A 16119-nucleotide genomic window follows, 5' to 3' on the forward strand; every position below is an offset into this window, starting at 1 on the left:
AGCATGCGCACGAATGTAATCAAACAGTTGGCGGTTGGCAGTCTGCTCGGATGTGCTGCGCTGGCCTGGTTCACGGGCGCCGGCGCCGGCGTGCGGCCCAGCCCGGTTCTGGCCGCGCTTGGCACGGAAGCCTTGTGCGAGGCCGGCGGCGGTCTGCCGCCGGAGTGGGGCCGCAATCCGCGCGCCGGCATGGTCAAGCTGCCAGATGGCGAGTTTGTGTTCGGCAGCACCCGTGGCTACCAGGACGAGCGCCCGGCCGATGCACAACCGGTCAAGGTGCACGGTTTCTGGATCGACCAGACCGAAGTCACCAACGCCCAGTTTGAACGCTTCGTGCGCGCCACCGGTTATGTGACGGAAGCGGAAAAGGAGGGCGCCGGCGTGGTGTTCCACACTCCGGACCAGCAGGAACTGCAGCGCCGTTCCTATGCCTGGTGGAGTTATGTGCGCGGTGCCAGCTGGCACAATCCGACCGGCGCCAGTCCGGCGCCGCCACCGCCCAACCAGCCGGTGATCATGATTACCGAAGCCGACGCGCTGGCCTACGCGCACTGGCTGGGGCGCGATCTGCCCACTGAGGCGGAGTGGGAGTACGCCGCCAAGGCGGGCCGCAGCGATGCCGCGCTGGATGCGGCGCCGGTGGATGGCGCAGGCCGTCCGAGCGCCAACTATTTCCAGGGCCTGTTCCCGCTCAAGGATACCGCGCAGGACGGACATGCCGGACTGGCGGCGGTAGGCTGTTACGCGGCCAATCCCTTCGGCTTGTACGACATGATCGGCAATGCCTGGGAATGGACCAAGGATGCCTACACCGGCCCGCGTCAGCCGCATAACAACGGCGACACCGCCGCCGTGGCCGCTGCCGCCGGCGCGCACCGGCCCGATGTGCCGATGGTGATCAAAGGCGGCTCCTTCCTGTGCTCGCCGGACTACTGCGTGCGCTACCGCGCCTCGGCGCGGGAATCGCAGGAAGCCAACCTGGGCGCCAGCCACATCGGTTTCCGCACGGTGTTGCGCGCGTCATGACAGGTGCGTTTCGCTAGTTTCATTTTTGTTGATTTAAGGAATTATTTGGCGCATAGTGGTGTTCGTCCCCGCCCCGACACCCTTTCCCATATCGCCCCGATCCTGCGACTCTATCCGTGGAGCGTTATATGGATTCCTTTAAACGATTAAAAATCGGCACCCAGCTGTCGCTGGGCTTCGGCATGCTGACCGCGCTAATGCTGGCGCTGGCCATCTTTTCGGTGATGCGCGTGAACGCACTGGCCAAGGCCTTTCACGAGGACAACCGCATCGCGGCGGAGCGGCTGGAGCCGCTCTACCAGGCCCGTGAGGCGCTGGCGCAAACCGGCCTGGCGGCGCGCAACGCCTACATCTTCACCGATGACGCCCAGGCGCTGAAGGAACTCGCCATCGTCGATGAGCAAAAAGCGATCTATCTGGCCGCCGTGGACAAGATGACGCCGGCTTACGCCAACGACGCCCAGTTTGCCAAGGTGAAGGAAGGCTTGCTGGCGATGGCGAACGAGCTGAAGCGGCCGCGCCAATATCGCGAGGCCGGCAAGATGGAAGAGTTTGGCCGTTTCCTGGTCAATGAATGCAGCCCGCTGCGGCGGCGCATCGTGCAGGACATGGCCGTGCTGGTCAGCTCGGCACAGAAAGAATCGGAGACCGCCGGCGAGGTGGTGGAAGACTACGCCAGCGGCGCCCAGCGGCTGGTGGCGGTGTTGGCCGTGGTCGCCTTTGTGTTGAGTGTGGTGATTGCCGTGCTGATCAAGCGGCTGCTGCTGAAACAACTCGGCGGCGAGCCGGTGTATGCGGCGGAAATCGCCAGCCGCATCGCCAAGGGCGATCTGGCGGTCAAGGTGCAACTGGCGCCGGCCGACAACGGTAGTTTGCTGTTTGCGATCAAGAGCATGCGCGACAGTCTGGCCGGTATCGTCGATGAAGTGCGGCATGGCACCGAGTCGATCACCCATGCCTCGAATGAGATTGCGGCCGGCAATGTTGATTTGTCACAGCGCACCGAACAGCAGGCGCAGTCGCTGGAGCGGGTGGCGACGGCGATGGAAGAACTGACCTCGACCGTCAAGCAAAACGCCAGCAATGCGCAGCAGGCCAATCACCTGTCGCAGTCGGCGTCGGACGTGTCGGAGCAGGGCGGCGCCGTGATGCGCCAGGTCACCGATACCATGGCGTCGATTAATGATTCCTCCAAAAAGATCGTCGACATTATTTCGGTGATTGACGGCATCGCCTTCCAAACCAATATTCTAGCCTTGAATGCTGCGGTGGAAGCGGCGCGCGCCGGTGAACAGGGGCGTGGTTTTGCCGTGGTCGCCAGCGAGGTGCGGGTATTGGCGCAGCGCGCTGCTCAGGCCGCAAAGGAAATTAAATCGCTGATCGATGATTCGGTGGAAAAAGTCGGCAGCGGTTCGGATCTGGTGCAAAAAGCCGGTACCACCATGCATGAGGTGGTGGCGAGCGTGCGCCGGGTGACCGAAATCATGGCGGAAATCAGTCACGCCAGCCAGGAGCAAAGCGTCGGTATTCAAGAGGTCAGCCAGGCGCTGGGCAATATGGATGGCATGACGCAGCAGAACACCGCGCTGGTGGAACAAGCCACGGCGGCGGCCGAGGAATTGAAAGACCAGGCGGTGCATTTAAGCGGCGTGGTCGGGCAATTCAAACTGGAAGCGTCGACCTCGGTGGTTTCCCATTTGCCGGCCAGGCAGTATCAGGCCCATGCCGGGTCACCGCGCATCGAGCGCAGACTCGCCAGCGGCAGGTAAGCGCCGGCGCGGTGGATAAGTTCTCCTGCCTAAAAAATGCGCAGGAAAACTTTTTCCTTTCTAAACAACATGTTAGCTAAGGCACTTCGTGCTTGTTAACAGTCTTATCCACAGAATTTGTTAACAACCGCAAGGTGTTGATTTTTAGTTCAGTTTGTCATTTGTGTTAGTGCGCTAACAGTTGACGAAACAGCAGGATTTTATGCTTGTCGTCACCGGATAAGGGTTTCCGGAAATCTGTGATGTTCATCGCTAACTACTAACGGAACTAAAATGAAAATCAAAAATATCGTGCTCGCTTCGATGATTGCAGGCGCCAGCCTGTTCGGCGCTTCGGCTTTTGCTGCGACCGTGGGGAAAACGGTCACCGTCAATCTGGATAGTGACGGCGAGGGCGGCTATAACGCCCACTTCGGTAACAACTTCAGCAGTGTGAACAGCAGCAACAGCTTCACCGACAAGTATTTGTTCACGCTGACCACGAATTACGATTCGTCGGCGTCGCTGACTTCCAGCTATCTGAAGTCCAGCACCATCAAGGATTTGCTGATTACCGGCCTCAGCATCGTGCAATACGATCCGGTTACCAACGCCATCCTGAACACCTACACCGGTAGCAACACCACCACCGGCATTACCGATAACTGGGAACTGAGCGCCAGCGGCCTGAGCGCAGGCAGCTATTATGTCGAAGTCGACGGCAAAGTGGTGGGCAACGGCGGCGGTTCCTACGGTTCCGACCTGACCATTGGCGTGGCCGCTGTTCCGGAACCGGAAACCTACGCCATGCTGGTGGCCGGCCTGGGTCTGATGGGCTTTGTGGCGCGCCGCAAGCAAGCCAAGCAGGCGTAAGCGGAAAACGCCACGCCAGCAGCCAGTCTAGGCCCATGGCGTGGCTATTTCAGGATGGAGCGAATACTTTGCGCTGGAAAGGATTGAGCTCCTTGCGCATCAGCCGCGGCATTAAGGGATCGGTGATGAAGGCCTGCGATTTGTAGAAATTGTCGGTGCCGTCGCCGGCCACCAGCATCAGGCGCTTGATGTGAGCGTTCAGACAGAGCTGCTCGATGCGCTTGATGAACCAGTGCCCCACGCCTTGGCCGCGATGCGGGCTCATAATCATCAACTCCGACATGAAGCAGAATTCCGGCGGCGCCAGTTCCAGCCGGGCGATGCCGATCTGCTTGTTTTTCAGTTCCACCGCCACCCACTGCACAGTGCAGCGCTCGTTGACCGCGATCGGGCGCGGTTTGCTTCCTTCCAGCCCGGCATCCTTGCGATAGCTCATCAACTGTTTGGTGGTGGGGATGGCCTTCAGCAGGCGGAATTGCAAATCGAGATCCATGTACGTGCTTCAAGTAAGTGATTTACGTAGCGTAAAGCCCGCAAGCCATACGCGCAAGTCCCCGCCAGTATAAAATCGGGGCATGGATAACGACTACTTCTACGAACCGGCACTCGGCCACGGCCTGCCGCACGACCCTTTCAACGCCATCGTCGGCCCACGGCCGATCGGCTGGATCTCCACCCGCGCCGCCGATGGCGTGCTGAATCTGGCGCCGTACAGCTTTTTCAACGCCTTCAACTATACGCCGCCGCTGATCGGCTTTGCCAGCCTGGGCCGAAAGGACACGCTGCGCAATATCGAGGAAACCGGGGAATTTGTCTGGAACCTGGCCACCCGGCCGCTGGCCGAGGCGATGAACGCCAGCTGCGCCGCCGCGCCGCCGGAGGTGGACGAGTTTCAGCTGGCCGGCCTGACGCCGGCGCGATCGAACATCGTCGGCGTGCCGCGCGTGGCGCAAAGCCCGGTGGCGTTCGAATGCCGCCGTACCCAGATCATCCGCCTGCAAGGCGCATCCGGCGCGGACACCAATAGCTGGCTGATCCTGGGGGAAGTGGTGGGGGTGCATATCGCGCAAGAACTGCTGCGCGACGGCATATACGACACGGCCGGATCGCGCACCATTTTGCGTGGCGGCGGCCCGGCCGATTATTTTGAAATCCAGCCGGATAGCCTGTTCCGCATGACGCGGCCCAGCTATCCGTAAGATTTAGTAGGTGCCGAACATGCGCTGAATCTGCTTGGTGTCGCTGGTCTTGGTCAAGGCCAGCATCAGCAGGATGCGCGCTTTTTGCGGGTTCAGGGTGTCGGAGGCAACGAAGTCCAGCTCATCGTCGTTGGCTTCGCCGTTGCGAGCGACGATGCCCTGGCCGACGCGGCTGGAACGCACGATCAGCACGCCTTGCTTGCGGGCTTGGATCAGCGCTTCCTTGACCGGAGCGGCCAGGCTGCCGTCGCCGACGCCGGCGTTGATGATGCCCTTGGCGCCCGCGCTTACCAGCGCGTTCAGCGCAACTGGGTTAGCATTGGCGTAGCCATAGATGATATCGACTTGCGGCAGGGTGTCGAGCTTGCTGATGTCAAACTCGGTATCGGCGGTGGTTTTGCGGGCTGGCAAGCGGTAGAAATAAGGCTTGTTGCCCTGGATGTAGCCCAGCATGCCCAGTTCCGGGGTTTTGAAGCTGTCCGGGGTGGAGGTGTTGGTTTTGGTGACTTCGCGCGCGGCGTGGATCTGGTCGTTCAGCGCGACCAGCACGCCCTTGCCGACCGCGTCCGGGCTGGCGGCCAGCAGCACGGCGTTGTACAGGTTGATCGGACCGTCAGCCGACAGCGCGGTGCCGGGACGCATGGCGCCGACCAGCACGACTGGCTTCTTGCTCTTGACGGTAAGGTCCAGGAAGTAGGCGGTTTCTTCCAGCGTGTCGGTGCCGTGGGTGATGACGATGCCGTCCACATCCGGCTGGGCCAGCAGGGCGTTGACGCGCTTGGCCAGCTTCAGCCAATGGTCGTTGCTCATGTTTTCGCTGGCGATCTGGAACACTTGCTCGCCTTTGACATCGGCGACCTTGGCCAGTTCCGGCACGGCGGCGATCAGACGGTCGACGCCGACGGTGGCGGCGGTGTAGCCGACCGTGGTGGTGCTGTTGGCGCCGCTGCCGGCAATGGTGCCGCCGGTGGCCAGAATGGTCACATGGGCGAGTTTGTCAGCTGCCCCTGCATAGGAACTGAGCAACATTGCACAGGCCATCAGGGCTTTGCACCAGCGAGCAGTGGTTGGGTACGACATGTGGTCTCCTCTTCAAATAGTAAAACTTTAGATAATAACAAATCAACAGCATGTCAACAATATTGCATGTTGCAGCGTTAAGTCAGGAAATGTGGGAAATACCTTGGGACAAGACTATATATGAGATTGGCGATCACGATAATAGGGCTGCTGGCGCTGGCCGCCTGCGGCAAGACGGCCGAGCAGAAATTGCATGAAGAAAACGTCACGCTGACCGCGTTGGGCGAGAAATATGTGCGGGAAAAAGTGCTCGACCCCGGCCAGGCTCAGTTCCGCAACCAGTTCGTCGGCAAGGGCGGCGGTGCCTGCGGCGAGGTCAACGCCAAGGACGCGTTTGGCGGCTATATCGGCTATCAGCGCTATATTTCGGTGGCGCGCGACCTGACCTTGCTGGCGCAGGATGTCTCGCCCGCCGAGTTCGAGGCGCAATGGCAGCAGCTGTGCCGCTGAGCCCTGTCTCAAGGGGAGAGCACGACAGCGCGTAATTGGCGCTATCATTGCCGTATCACCTCGCGAGGAATATGGCATGGAACAGACATTCGGGGCAGGCAACACCGCCCCTCACTTGGCATCATCCGACATCGGCAACCGCCGCCACCAGATTTTCCCCACCCTGAGCGAAGAACAGTTCGACATTCTGCTGCGTTATGGCGAGCGCCAGCGCTTTGCCGCTGGCAGCGTGCTGTTCCACCAGGGCGACCGCCATATTCCGATGTACGTGATTATTTCCGGCGCGGTCGAGGTCGAGCGCGGCTCGGTGCTGGGTTCGACGCTGCTGGGCCGGCATGGTCCCGGCATGTTCACCGGCGAGATGGGCTCGCTGGCGGGACGCGCCGCCGTCGCCACCGCGCGCGTGGTCGAGGATAGCGAGTTGATCGTCATCAGCGAGGAATCGCTGCGCACGCTGGTGATTTCCGAGGCCGCGCTGAGCGAACTCATCATGCGGGCCTACATCCTGCGCCGCGTCGCCTACATGTCGGACCAGACCGGCGGCGTGGTGCTGTTTGGCGCGCGCGATTCGCAACAGACGCTGATCCTGCGCCACTTCCTCAACCGCAACGGCCAGCCCTCGGCCTACTTCGACACCGACAACCCGGCCGACCTTGAAGCGCGCGAGCTGATGGCCCGCTTCGGTGTCAGCGCTAACGACATCCCGGCCGTGGTCACGCTCAGCGGCGAGGTGCTGCGCCAGCCAACGCTGCGCCAGCTGGCCGACGGCATCGGTATCAGCCCGGACAGCATCGATGGCCGGCTGTTCGACGTGGTGGTGGTGGGCGCCGGCCCGGCTGGGCTGGCGGCGGCGGTGTACGCGGCGTCCGAAGGGCTGACGGTGGCGGTGCTGGATGCCAAGGCGCCCGGCGGCCAGGCCGGCGCCAGTTCCAAGATTGAGAATTACTTCGGCTTCCCGACCGGCGTCTCGGGCCAGGCGCTGGCCGGGCGCGGGCTGTCGCAGGCGCGCAAGTTCGGCGCCGAGGTGGCGGTGCCGGTCAAGGTCAGCGCCGTCAACTGCGAGCATCCGGAATACGATATCCAGCTTGATGGCGGCGAGCAGGTGCGCGCTCGTTCCATCGTCATCGCCAGCGGTGCGCGCTACCGCAAACCGGATCTGCCGGGACTGGAGCGCTTTGAGGGACGCGGCGTCTACTACAGCGCCTCGTTCATGGAAGCGAACTTTTGCGCCGATGAGGAAGTGGTGATCGTCGGTGGCGGCAATTCGGCCGGCCAGGCGGCGGTGTTCCTGTCTGGCCACGCCAAGCATGTGCACATCGTGGTGCGCTCGGGCGGGTTGGCGGCCAGCATGTCGCGCTATCTGATTCAGCGTATCGAGGCATCACCGAAGATCACGCTGCACACGCATAAACAGATCGTCGAACTGCGCGGCGGCGAGCGGCTGGAAAGCATCTGCTGGCAGACCGCCGGTGGCGAACCGCGCGAGGCGCCGGCGCGCCATCTGTTCCTGTTCCTCGGCGCCGACCCCAGCACCGCGTGGCTGGGCGATTGCGTGGCGCTGGACGACAAACAGTTTGTGCTGACCGGCCCTGATGTGCCGGCCGCACGCTGGCCACTGGAGCGTCCGCGCCACTTCCTGGAGACCAGCCGGCCGCGCATTTTCGCCGTGGGCGATGTGCGCAGCGGTTCGGTTAAGCGGGTGGCGGCGGCGGTGGGCGAGGGCTCGGCAGCGGTGGCTTCGCTGCACCAGGCATTGGCCTCGGACCTGCTTTAAGGCTCGATGCTGCTGAGCGGTTTGCTGTGGCGGTTGGCGCATCGTATCGGCGGTTGCTGACGCGGTGGCCGTGCCAGTGCCTCGCGCGCCCGCTCGTAACCGTATTGCCACTGGTCGCGCATGTGCTGCACGAAGATGTCGTAACTGGGCGGCATCTGCAGTTCGATGCGGTTGCGCAGCCAGTGCAGCTTTTGCTGTAGCTGCTGCTTTTCCAGCACCACCGACACGTCCGACGAATCGATGCGCATATCGGCAAGGTGGCTGTTGGCGTAGCGCAGGCGGGCGTTGCCGTCCACGCCCAGCACCGCGCGCCAGGCCGGAATCGAAAACACCTGGTCGAAGGCTTCCTTGAATTCCATGATGACCTCGTCGCCCAGCCGGCGCGCGATTTCGACCGGAAACAGGTCCAGCACGCCACCGATGTATTCGTCGCCGCGATATTGGGCGGAGCGGAAGTAGACCATGTCGGCAATCGAGATGCGGGCCGCGTCGTTGACGTTGGTGCCGGTGTCGGTCAGCAGTTGATTGGCAATGGCGTGATTGCCCCAGCGTGGCGCGCTCAGCGGCGGCTCCATGTCGCGCAACGCGGCGGCGGCACGCTCGCTGCAGAACACCGTTTCCGCGTACAGCTTGCGCTGGCCGCGCCGCTGGCCGACATCCTGCGGACCGAACAGCAGCTTGCCGCCGATGATGGCGACCTCCACGGCCGGCGTACCGCTGGCGGGCGGGAACGGCAGTTGCGGCGGAATCTCGAACAGATAATCGTTGAACAGGTCCGGCACCACTGGCGCGGGCGCGCTCGACAGCTTGCGCTTGGCCGCGCGCAGCAGCGTGCCGTACAGCGCCGCATGCTCGGTGGCGCGCAGGCTGCACCAGAAGCTGTACATGTCTTCGGACGTCAGCCAGGCGCGCTGGGCATCCGGCTCGGGCAGGTTGTGAATGATGGTGGCGGCGATGGCGCCGCCGCAGCTGGCCAGCAGCACATCCGGCGCCTGGCCGGCTTCCTTCAGCGCGGCGTACATGCCGATGTAGATGCCAAAACGGAAACCTCCGCCCCCCATCACCATGCAACGTTTATACGGTTTATACGATTCTTGCGTCATAGGCCGCCACCATACCACAGCCGGTCGTTCAGTCCGGAAACGGGAAGTTTGATCTATTCGACATAGGCTGAGCGTTCCGCTTGACCGGCGTCCAACGCAGGGCAATCATGGTCCTCATGGACGGGAATAACACACCACTCAACGAGACGCTGCAGACCTTGCTAGTCCGCACTGCTGTCATGCAAAGCAGCATCGAAGGTATCGTCGATGCGGTGGAAGTTTTGCGTTTAGGCCAACTAGATTTGCAAAAACAGCTACAGGAAGTGCGTGATGCGCAAGCGGCAACTCAGGCATCAATAGGCATACTTCAAAACGACGTCAACTGGGTTAAGGAAACCTACGCCACCAAGGCGCAGGTCGAGTCCATCCGTTCCGAGCTTTACCGCGCGCTGGAAAAACAAACCTGGCGCCTGTTCGCCGGCAGCAGCGCGGTGTGTTCAGCGCTGGTGTATGCCACTTACTACATCGCCCGCTACGTGCATTAAAACTGCCGCTCCAGCATGACGCGCACGGTGGCGTAGCCGGGCGATAGCGTGATGCGGCGCTGGTGGCCGGTGTCGTCGTCATAGTCGCGGATTTCGCTGGCCTGCTGATGCAGCAGATTGCTGCCCGCGACCCGCAGCTGCGTCTTGCCATCCCACTTCCACAGCGCGTACAGATCCAGCTCGCGCTTGGCGCTGGTGCGCGTCACCACTTGCGCCGACTGGCGCGACGTGGCACCCGCCTGATAATTCAAATTCCCACCCACCGTCCAGCGCGACCAGCGATAGTCCGCGCCCAAGTTGGCCGTCACCGGCACCTGTGATTCCAGCCGGTTGTCCGGTCCGGGAACACTGTCCACGCGCGACCAGTTGCGCGCCAGATTGGCCCGCAAGTCCAGCGCCGACGTCAGTCGCAGCTTGGCCTCCAGCTCCACGCCCTGCGTGCTGGCGTTGCCGTTGTTGAAGGGCGCCTCCACCCACACGCCATCCTGCTCGAACAAGCGCGTTTGCGTCACATCGCGGATGCGGCGCGCGTAGGTGCTGACGCTGACCAGCGCGCCGTCGCCCAGGTAATGTTCGTACGCCGCATCCAGTCCCCAGGCCAGCTCCGGCCGCAGCTCGGGATTGCCCTGTTCATCCGGATTATTCGGATTGTTATTGTTATCAGTGGTATAGCGGCGTGGCACCAGCTTGGACAGCGGCGGCGCCTTGTAAGTACGGCTGATCGCCAACCGCAGCACATCCTTGTTGGCCAGTTCGTAGCGCGATTGCAGCGACGGACTCCATACAGCGGAACTGGCGTCCAGCGCATCCGGCGCGTTGGCCGCGATGGCGCGGCTGGCCGTATCCAGTCGTTCGTGACGCAGGCCGAGATACAGCGAGTAGCGCTTGGTCACCTGCCACTCATCCTGCGCAAACAGCGCCAGACGGTTGACGGTGGCGCTGTAGTCCGCGTTGCTGCCGCCAGTGATTGAACCATCGGCGGCAAACAGCGTTTCGTCGCGGTCCTCGCGACGCACCGCATGGCTGGCGTCCCAGCCTACTGCAATCGCATGCTGTTCGCCGATCGGATGGCGCCAGGTGCCGGTGCTGGTGAGCGTGTTTTCGGTCGGGCCGGAATCCACGTGGTGGCGGCCGGCCGGCTTGCCATCCGCGTCCATGCCGTTGAAATCGAAAGTGCCGGTGCGGCGATTGGTGGCGATGCCCAGCTTCGTCTCCAGCCTGGCGCCGTCGGACAGCAGATGCGTCCACTCCACATCGCTGCGCAGCATGACGAAGTTGGGGACGAAGTTGGATACGCTGCGTGGATACTCGCTGTGTGCGCCGATCAGCGCCGTTTCGTCAGCGCTGGTGACGCTGTCGACGCGGCGGATGAAGGCGAAGCTTTGCCAGTTCAGCGTATCGCCATCGGCCAGCCGCCAGCTTAGGCGCGGTGTCAGCGTCAGCGCGTTGGTGCGGACTGCTTCCAGTTGCTGCGTGCGGCGCAGCAGCGTGGTGCGGCCTTCGCTGTCGGTCTGTTCCTGCCAGTCTGTGAAGGGGCGGGCGGTCAGCTTGCGCGTCAGCGTGGCGGCCAGGCTGTAGGAAAAGCCGCCGTCCTGGTCCGACAGCTGTGTGCTGATGGTGGGCGTGCTACGGCCATTCTGGCGCGCCAGGCTAGCACTGAACGAGCGCTGGGCCGGCGTCGCCGCTTTTTTCAGGATGATGTTGATGGCGCCGGCCACCGCCTGGTTGCTCAGCTCCGCCGTGGCACCGCGCAGGATTTCGATACGTTCGATGGTTTCGGGCGGTACCGCGTCCAGCGAGAAGCCGGCAGCCACCGGCTGGCCGTTGAGTAGGATTTGCGTATAGCCGTTGCCCAGGCCGCGCATCTGGATTGCGGTGCCGTTGATGCTGATGCCGGGCAGGCGCTTGAGCACATCGGCCAGCGTCTGGTCGCCCTGGCGCACGATGTCGGCGTGGTTGATGACGATGCTGGTGGTGGTCTCGCGCTGGCGCTGGTCTTCGCGTTTGGCGCTGATCTGGACCTGTTGCGGCTCTGGCGTTTCCGAAGCGTAGGCGCAAGCGGTCACCGCCAGCAGCAAGCTGCTGGTGATATGTTGGGGCGACATGGTTTATCTCTTCTCGGGTAGTTGCTGGCGGCGGACTCTGAGTGCGCGCGCGGTGGCGTGAACGTCCAGGTTGGCGAACATCGGCGCGGGATCGACGATCTGGCTGTTCTGCCGCATTTCCAGATGCAGGTGGGGACCGGTGGCGAGGCCGGTCTGGCCGACAGCGCCGATCAATTGGCCGGCTTGCACCTGCTGGCCGGGGTTGACGTTGACGTTGCTTAGGTGCGCGTACAGTGAACGCTGCCCGCCGTGGTCGATGATGACGCCTTTGCCGTAACGGCCGTCGTTCTCGGTGATCCATCCGGCGGCGATAATGGTGCCGGCGGCGGTGGCGTGGACCGGCGTGCCTTCGGTGGCGGCGAAGTCGATGCCTTTGTGCGGCGTGCTCGGTACGCTGCGCGTCACACCGAAGAAGCTGATGACGCGGACTTTGTCCAGCGGTGCGCGCCAGACGGCGGTGACGGTGGCGCTCGTGGCCCCGGCATCCTCCCCGGCTGCGGCTGCATGGGTGTTTGCGTCGGCTGGAGTCGGCAACGCGGCCACGCTGTAGGCCAACGCTGGTTGCAGCACGACGCCGGTGGCGAGGATGGCGGTCAGCGCGATGCCGGTTAGCCAGGCGGCGCTGGTGCTGAGCGCGGGCAGGCCGTCGCGCTGCATGTGGCGGATGCGGGCGGCGGTGGTGGCGCCGTCGAAGGCTGCTGCGCCGATTGGCTGCAGCATCGTGTGCACTTTCCATTGCTGGAGCAGGGCGGCGGCGTATTGCTTGCGCTGTTGTTGCGGGCGTCCGCGCAGCACCTGCTGATCGCAGTGCAGTTCCAGTGCCCATTCCATCTGTTTGGCCATCCAGCGCAGCGCGGGATTGAACCAGAACAGGGTTTGCAGCACGGCGGCGAGGCCGAGCCACAGCGGATCGCGGGCACGCCAGTGATGCAGTTCGTGGGCGACGATCATTTGCTGCTGTTCGAGACTGAGCAGGTCGAGATGCGCCGGCAGCAGCAGCCGTGGGCGGAACACGCCGGCCAGCATTGGCGAGATGGCGGCCTCCGTGCGCAGCACGGTCAACCGGTGCTGGCTGATTTCACGCAGTTGGGCGGGCAGGAAGGCGCCATGTGCCTGCAACTGCGCTGGCGATAGACGCTGCGCGCTGGCCAGCAAAGTGCGCCATACACGGCGCGTGCGCAGCTGGCGGACGACCGCCCGCGTCAGACCAGCGCCATAAACGAGTAGCCACAACGCCGCCAACAGCGGTAGCACCCAAGACAGCGGTGTGTCGGTGGCGGACCTGGCCGCAGCCGTCCGCGCCACCGCAAGCACCGCCGCCGTCGCCCCCACCGCCGCCGGGGCCGCAGCAGCCGGCGCGGTAGCTGTTGCCGCCATAGCGGCGATGGCGTGGGATGGCGACTCGGCTTGGCGCGCCGTCGTGGCGCTGTCGATGGCCGTCGACGCATCGCCCACATTGGTGGCCGTCGGCGCTGGCATGGCCGTCAGCGTTACGCTTGGCGCGATGCTGAGATCCGCGCGGTGCGGCGCAAAGGGCAGCAGGGCGGCGCCGGCCACCACCGCTTGCGCCGCCAGCCACACCACGCGCCGCGTGCGCAACGCCGGCCAGACGCGCGCTGCGCCGCTCAGCAGCAGCCACACCGCCAGACCCGCCATCACACTGCTGGCACAGGCGAACAGCCACTGCACCAGCGCCACCGACGCGGTCATCATCACGCCTCGTCCGCCGGCCAGTCCTGCAGCATTTGCTCCAGCTGCGCCAGCTCCTGCTGATCGACCAGCTTACTGCCAGTGAACATGGCCACCGGCAGCGGCGCCTCCATCTCCATCACGCGCCGACCGAAATCATGCGCAAACGCCGCCAGCGTGCCCACCTTCTCCAGCCGCGCGCTATAGACATTGATACCGTGCACCGCCTCCACCCCCACCATCTGCTTCTCCAGCATTCGGTCCAGCGTCTTGCGGGTGGACGAGAACGACCAATCCAGCTCATCGGCCGCCGCATCGTGGATTTCGCGCGCGCTCAGCGGTTGCTGTTTCCACAGCACTTTCAGCAAGGTCAGCTCGCTGACCGAAGGAATCACTCCAGACATACACCCTCCATGCGACTAATGGGATGATTATGCGACACTTGTCGCAATCGCGTCAAGCCGAGATATATCATTTTGTAACATTGCTTTGAATTAATTCTAAATATGCTACGATGAACTTTTTGATAATTTCCCAAAAGGAATGGTCGCATCAGGCAAGACCCAAGGTATCGCGTAGCGAGGTATCGGTTTGAAGCCGGCGGCGAGAAGCAGCGAGGCGCTATACAATGCCTGGGGCCGCAGCTATTTCAGCCGCAGCCACCACTGCATTGGAAACAACCATGTATTACGGAGAGCGCTTCAACAGCATCACGCACACCGTAGGGGCGGCCCTGGCCGCCATCGGCGGCACGCTGTTGATCGTCCAGGCGGCCCGCAGCGGCGACGCCTGGAAAATCGTCAGCTGCAGCATCTACGCCGCCACCTTGCTGGCCTTGTACCTGACGTCCACGCTGTATCACAGCCTGCGCGGCCGCGCCAAAGACGTGCTGCGGCAGATGGACTATTGCGCCATCTACCTGCTGATCGCCGGCAGCTACACGCCGTTCACGCTGGTCAGCCTGCGCGGCGCGTGGGGCTGGACCCTGTTTGGCGTGGTATGGGGGCTGGCCGTGATCGGCATCCTGCAGGAACTGTTGTTTGCCAAAGGCGCGCGCGTGCTGTCGCTGCTGATCTACGTGGCGATGGGCTGGGTCGGCGTAATCGGCGCCAGCCCGCTGATCGACGCGCTGGGTTGGAATGGTTTCATGTGGCTGGCGGTGGGAGGATTGGTCTACACGGTAGGCATCGCCTTCTTCGTCACCGACCACAAATGGCGCTATGGGCACGGCGTCTGGCATTTGTTTGTACTGGGCGGCAGCGCATGCCATTTTGGCGCGGTGCTGCTCTACGTGGCGTAAGGATGGAATACCGGTGGAAATCAACTCGGACGATTTAAAAACCTTCATTACCGTGATCGACAGCGGCACCCTGAGCGCCGCCTCGGTCCACTTGGGCCAGACCACCTCCGGCGTCAGCCGCGCGCTGTCGCGGCTGGAGGACAAGCTGGCCACCTCGCTGCTGACGCGCACCACGCGCCGCATGGAACTGACCGAGGAAGGCCAACTATTCCTGGAAAAAGCCCGCGCCATCCTGAGCGCGATGGAAGAAGCCGAAGAAACCATCCGCATCCGCCGCCAGCAGCCGGCCGGCCGCCTGTGCGTGGACGCCGCCTCGCCGTTCATGCTGCATTGCGTGGTGCCGCACGTGGCCGAATTCCGCGCCATGTATCCGGAGATTCGGCTGGAATTGAGTAGCAACGACCAGATCGCCGACCTGATCGAACACCGCACCGACATCGCCATCCGCATCGGCGCGCTGAACGACTCCACGCTGCACGCGCGCGCGCTGACTTCCAGCCCGCTGCACGTGCTGGCCAGTCCGGCCTATCTGGCGCAGCACGGCACGCCGCGCGCGCCGGAAGACCTCGCGCATCACTCGCTGCTGGGCTTTGTGCAGTATGAGCTGGGCAACCAGTGGCCGCTGCGCCATGCCGCCGGCAACAGCCTGACCATCACGCCATCGATCTCGGCCTCCAGCGGCGAGACGCTGCGTCAGCTGGCGCTGGCCGGGCAGGGCATCGTCTGCCTGGCTGACTTCATGACCCGCGCCGACATCGAGGCCGGCCGTCTGGTCAAGGTGCTGGAAGCCGACTACACCGGTTACCGCCAGCAGATCCACGCGGTCTACTACCGCAACACCCAGCTGGCCCAGCGCATCAGCTGCTTCCTCGAGTTTTTGCAGCAAAAACTGTAAGCGGCACAGTGTGCGGATCCGTACAGAGAACCCGACGGTGCGGGGCTACACTGGCCTTGCGTGCTCGGAGCGGAACGCCCGGCAGCAGGTCAGCCGATAGCCTCAAGTATCGGCACCAGACAACGATGTTGACGCCATATGGAGGTCATCATGACGCACACTACTCACCCCTCAAAGTACCTGGTACGGGCCTACCTTGAGCGTCGCGCACAGGAAGTCAAGCCGCCACCGACCCCGGACGAAATCCGCCGCCAGCTGGGCTGGGGCTTGATGAGCTTTGAGCAGAAGGTCGGCAACGGCCGCGGTTAAACGCGCATTTCACCGAATCGTTCGCCATTCACCGGCGCTTTTACGCCGTTCACCGAATAGCGGTTTCCTCGCCAGCGGTTCCC

General features: G+C 63.2%; 16 protein-coding genes. 10 read left to right on the forward strand and 6 right to left on the reverse strand.

Features of this window, described 5'->3' with window-relative positions; translation table 11 throughout:
* Nucleotides 1-3: 3 nt before the first annotated feature.
* The 3 genes from GJ699_RS00370 to GJ699_RS00380 all read left to right on the forward strand — a co-directional run bounded on the left by GJ699_RS00370 (nt 4) and on the right by GJ699_RS00380 (nt 3647).
* Complete coding sequence (locus GJ699_RS00370; protein ID WP_154372025.1) at nt 4-1026, forward strand: formylglycine-generating enzyme family protein; 1023 nt, start codon at nt 4-6, stop codon at nt 1024-1026.
* Between the two features lie 128 nt (nt 1027-1154).
* Complete coding sequence (locus GJ699_RS00375) at nt 1155-2795, forward strand: methyl-accepting chemotaxis protein (protein ID WP_154372027.1); 1641 nt, start codon at nt 1155-1157, stop codon at nt 2793-2795.
* Nucleotides 2796-3068: 273 nt separating this feature from the next.
* Nucleotides 3069-3647, forward strand: coding sequence for an FxDxF family PEP-CTERM protein (locus GJ699_RS00380; RefSeq protein WP_154372029.1), 579 nt, complete (start codon nt 3069-3071; stop codon nt 3645-3647).
* A gap of 49 nt (nt 3648-3696) precedes the next feature.
* Here the strand turns inward: GJ699_RS00380 and GJ699_RS00385 are convergent, their stop codons facing one another.
* Entirely contained in the window at nt 3697-4140 is a 444-nt protein-coding gene (locus GJ699_RS00385) for a GNAT family N-acetyltransferase (RefSeq protein WP_154372031.1), read from the reverse strand.
* Nucleotides 4141-4222: 82 nt separating this feature from the next.
* On the opposite strand from GJ699_RS00385, the gene GJ699_RS00390 reads away from it, so the two are divergent.
* A complete protein-coding gene (locus GJ699_RS00390) occupies nt 4223-4846 on the forward strand; it encodes a flavin reductase family protein (RefSeq protein ID WP_154372032.1) in 624 nt (207 codons plus the stop codon).
* A gap of 3 nt (nt 4847-4849) precedes the next feature.
* On the opposite strand, the gene GJ699_RS00395 is transcribed toward GJ699_RS00390, so the two are convergent.
* Complete coding sequence (locus GJ699_RS00395; protein WP_229261910.1) at nt 4850-5875, reverse strand: type II asparaginase; 1026 nt, start codon at nt 5873-5875, stop codon at nt 4850-4852.
* A gap of 171 nt (nt 5876-6046) precedes the next feature.
* Here GJ699_RS00395 and GJ699_RS00400 point away from each other — a divergent pair, with 171 nt between their 5' ends.
* Entirely contained in the window at nt 6047-6376 is a 330-nt protein-coding gene (locus GJ699_RS00400; RefSeq protein WP_154372036.1) for a hypothetical protein, read from the forward strand.
* Between the two features lie 76 nt (nt 6377-6452).
* On the forward strand, nt 6453-8150 hold the full coding sequence (locus tag GJ699_RS00405) for an FAD-dependent oxidoreductase (RefSeq protein WP_154372038.1): 1698 nt from the start codon (nt 6453-6455) through the stop codon (nt 8148-8150).
* Here GJ699_RS00405 and GJ699_RS00410 read toward each other — a convergent pair.
* Complete coding sequence (locus tag GJ699_RS00410; RefSeq protein WP_229261870.1) at nt 8147-9253, reverse strand: patatin-like phospholipase family protein; 1107 nt, start codon at nt 9251-9253, stop codon at nt 8147-8149. The two genes, GJ699_RS00405 and GJ699_RS00410, sit on opposite strands and share 4 nt — an antisense overlap.
* Before the next feature lie 107 nt (nt 9254-9360).
* Here GJ699_RS00410 and GJ699_RS00415 point away from each other — a divergent pair, with 107 nt between their 5' ends.
* Nucleotides 9361-9738, forward strand: coding sequence for a hypothetical protein (locus GJ699_RS00415; RefSeq protein ID WP_195763418.1), 378 nt, complete (start codon nt 9361-9363; stop codon nt 9736-9738).
* On the opposite strand, the gene GJ699_RS00420 is transcribed toward GJ699_RS00415, so the two are convergent.
* From GJ699_RS00420 to GJ699_RS00430, 3 genes are read right to left on the reverse strand one after another with little or no spacing between them, the layout of a single operon-like run.
* Nucleotides 9735-11843 (reverse strand): TonB-dependent receptor plug domain-containing protein, encoded by a 2109-nt coding sequence (locus GJ699_RS00420; protein WP_154372042.1) that lies wholly within the window; start codon nt 11841-11843, stop codon nt 9735-9737. The two genes, GJ699_RS00415 and GJ699_RS00420, sit on opposite strands and share 4 nt — an antisense overlap.
* A gap of 3 nt (nt 11844-11846) precedes the next feature.
* Nucleotides 11847-13556: a M23/M56 family metallopeptidase gene (locus GJ699_RS00425; protein WP_154372044.1), complete on the reverse strand. Its 1710-nt coding sequence runs from the start codon at nt 13554-13556 to the stop codon at nt 11847-11849.
* On the reverse strand, nt 13556-13936 hold the full coding sequence (locus GJ699_RS00430) for a BlaI/MecI/CopY family transcriptional regulator (RefSeq protein WP_154372045.1): 381 nt from the start codon (nt 13934-13936) through the stop codon (nt 13556-13558). Before GJ699_RS00430 ends, GJ699_RS00425 begins: the two co-directional genes overlap by 1 nt.
* A gap of 278 nt (nt 13937-14214) precedes the next feature.
* Between GJ699_RS00430 and trhA the strand changes: the two genes are divergently transcribed.
* The 3 genes from trhA (at nt 14215) to GJ699_RS34075 (ending at nt 16036) form a co-directional block, all read left to right on the forward strand.
* Nucleotides 14215-14832 (forward strand): PAQR family membrane homeostasis protein TrhA, encoded by a 618-nt coding sequence (gene trhA / locus GJ699_RS00435; protein ID WP_154372047.1) that lies wholly within the window; start codon nt 14215-14217, stop codon nt 14830-14832.
* Between the two features lie 13 nt (nt 14833-14845).
* The gene (locus GJ699_RS00440; protein WP_371867402.1) at nt 14846-15727 is read left to right on the forward strand and encodes a LysR substrate-binding domain-containing protein; all 882 of its coding nucleotides are present in this window, start codon (nt 14846-14848) and stop codon (nt 15725-15727) included.
* Between the two features lie 150 nt (nt 15728-15877).
* The gene (locus GJ699_RS34075; RefSeq protein WP_195763419.1) at nt 15878-16036 is read left to right on the forward strand and encodes a hypothetical protein; all 159 of its coding nucleotides are present in this window, start codon (nt 15878-15880) and stop codon (nt 16034-16036) included.
* Nucleotides 16037-16119 lie beyond the last annotated feature (83 nt).

It is taken from the genome of Duganella guangzhouensis, from assembly GCF_009674535.1.
Taxonomy (GTDB): domain Bacteria; phylum Pseudomonadota; class Gammaproteobacteria; order Burkholderiales; family Burkholderiaceae_D; genus Rugamonas; species Rugamonas guangzhouensis.

Excerpts from the sequence above, each read along its gene's own strand:
- GJ699_RS00400 (WP_154372036.1), top strand. The coding sequence starts at position 6,047 with ATGAGATTGGCGATCACGATAATAGGGCTGCTGGCGCTGGCCGCCTGC.
- GJ699_RS00380 (WP_154372029.1), top strand. The coding sequence starts at position 3,069 with ATGAAAATCAAAAATATCGTGCTCGCTTCGATGATTGCAGGCGCCAGC.
- GJ699_RS00385 (WP_154372031.1), bottom strand. The coding sequence starts at position 4,140 with ATGGATCTCGATTTGCAATTCCGCCTGCTGAAGGCCATCCCCACCACC.
- GJ699_RS00410 (WP_229261870.1), bottom strand. The coding sequence starts at position 9,253 with ATGACGCAAGAATCGTATAAACCGTATAAACGTTGCATGGTGATGGGG.
- GJ699_RS00430 (WP_154372045.1), bottom strand. The coding sequence starts at position 13,936 with ATGTCTGGAGTGATTCCTTCGGTCAGCGAGCTGACCTTGCTGAAAGTG.
- GJ699_RS00420 (WP_154372042.1), bottom strand. The coding sequence starts at position 11,843 with ATGTCGCCCCAACATATCACCAGCAGCTTGCTGCTGGCGGTGACCGCT.
- GJ699_RS00395 (WP_229261910.1), bottom strand. The coding sequence starts at position 5,875 with ATGTTGCTCAGTTCCTATGCAGGGGCAGCTGACAAACTCGCCCATGTG.
- GJ699_RS00415 (WP_195763418.1), top strand. The coding sequence starts at position 9,361 with ATGGTCCTCATGGACGGGAATAACACACCACTCAACGAGACGCTGCAG.
- GJ699_RS00370 (WP_154372025.1), top strand. The coding sequence starts at position 4 with ATGCGCACGAATGTAATCAAACAGTTGGCGGTTGGCAGTCTGCTCGGA.
- GJ699_RS00425 (WP_154372044.1), bottom strand. The coding sequence starts at position 13,556 with ATGATGACCGCGTCGGTGGCGCTGGTGCAGTGGCTGTTCGCCTGTGCC.
- trhA (WP_154372047.1), top strand. The coding sequence starts at position 14,215 with ATGTATTACGGAGAGCGCTTCAACAGCATCACGCACACCGTAGGGGCG.
- GJ699_RS00390 (WP_154372032.1), top strand. The coding sequence starts at position 4,223 with ATGGATAACGACTACTTCTACGAACCGGCACTCGGCCACGGCCTGCCG.
- GJ699_RS00405 (WP_154372038.1), top strand. The coding sequence starts at position 6,453 with ATGGAACAGACATTCGGGGCAGGCAACACCGCCCCTCACTTGGCATCA.
- GJ699_RS34075 (WP_195763419.1), top strand. The coding sequence starts at position 15,878 with ATGACGCACACTACTCACCCCTCAAAGTACCTGGTACGGGCCTACCTT.
- GJ699_RS00375 (WP_154372027.1), top strand. The coding sequence starts at position 1,155 with ATGGATTCCTTTAAACGATTAAAAATCGGCACCCAGCTGTCGCTGGGC.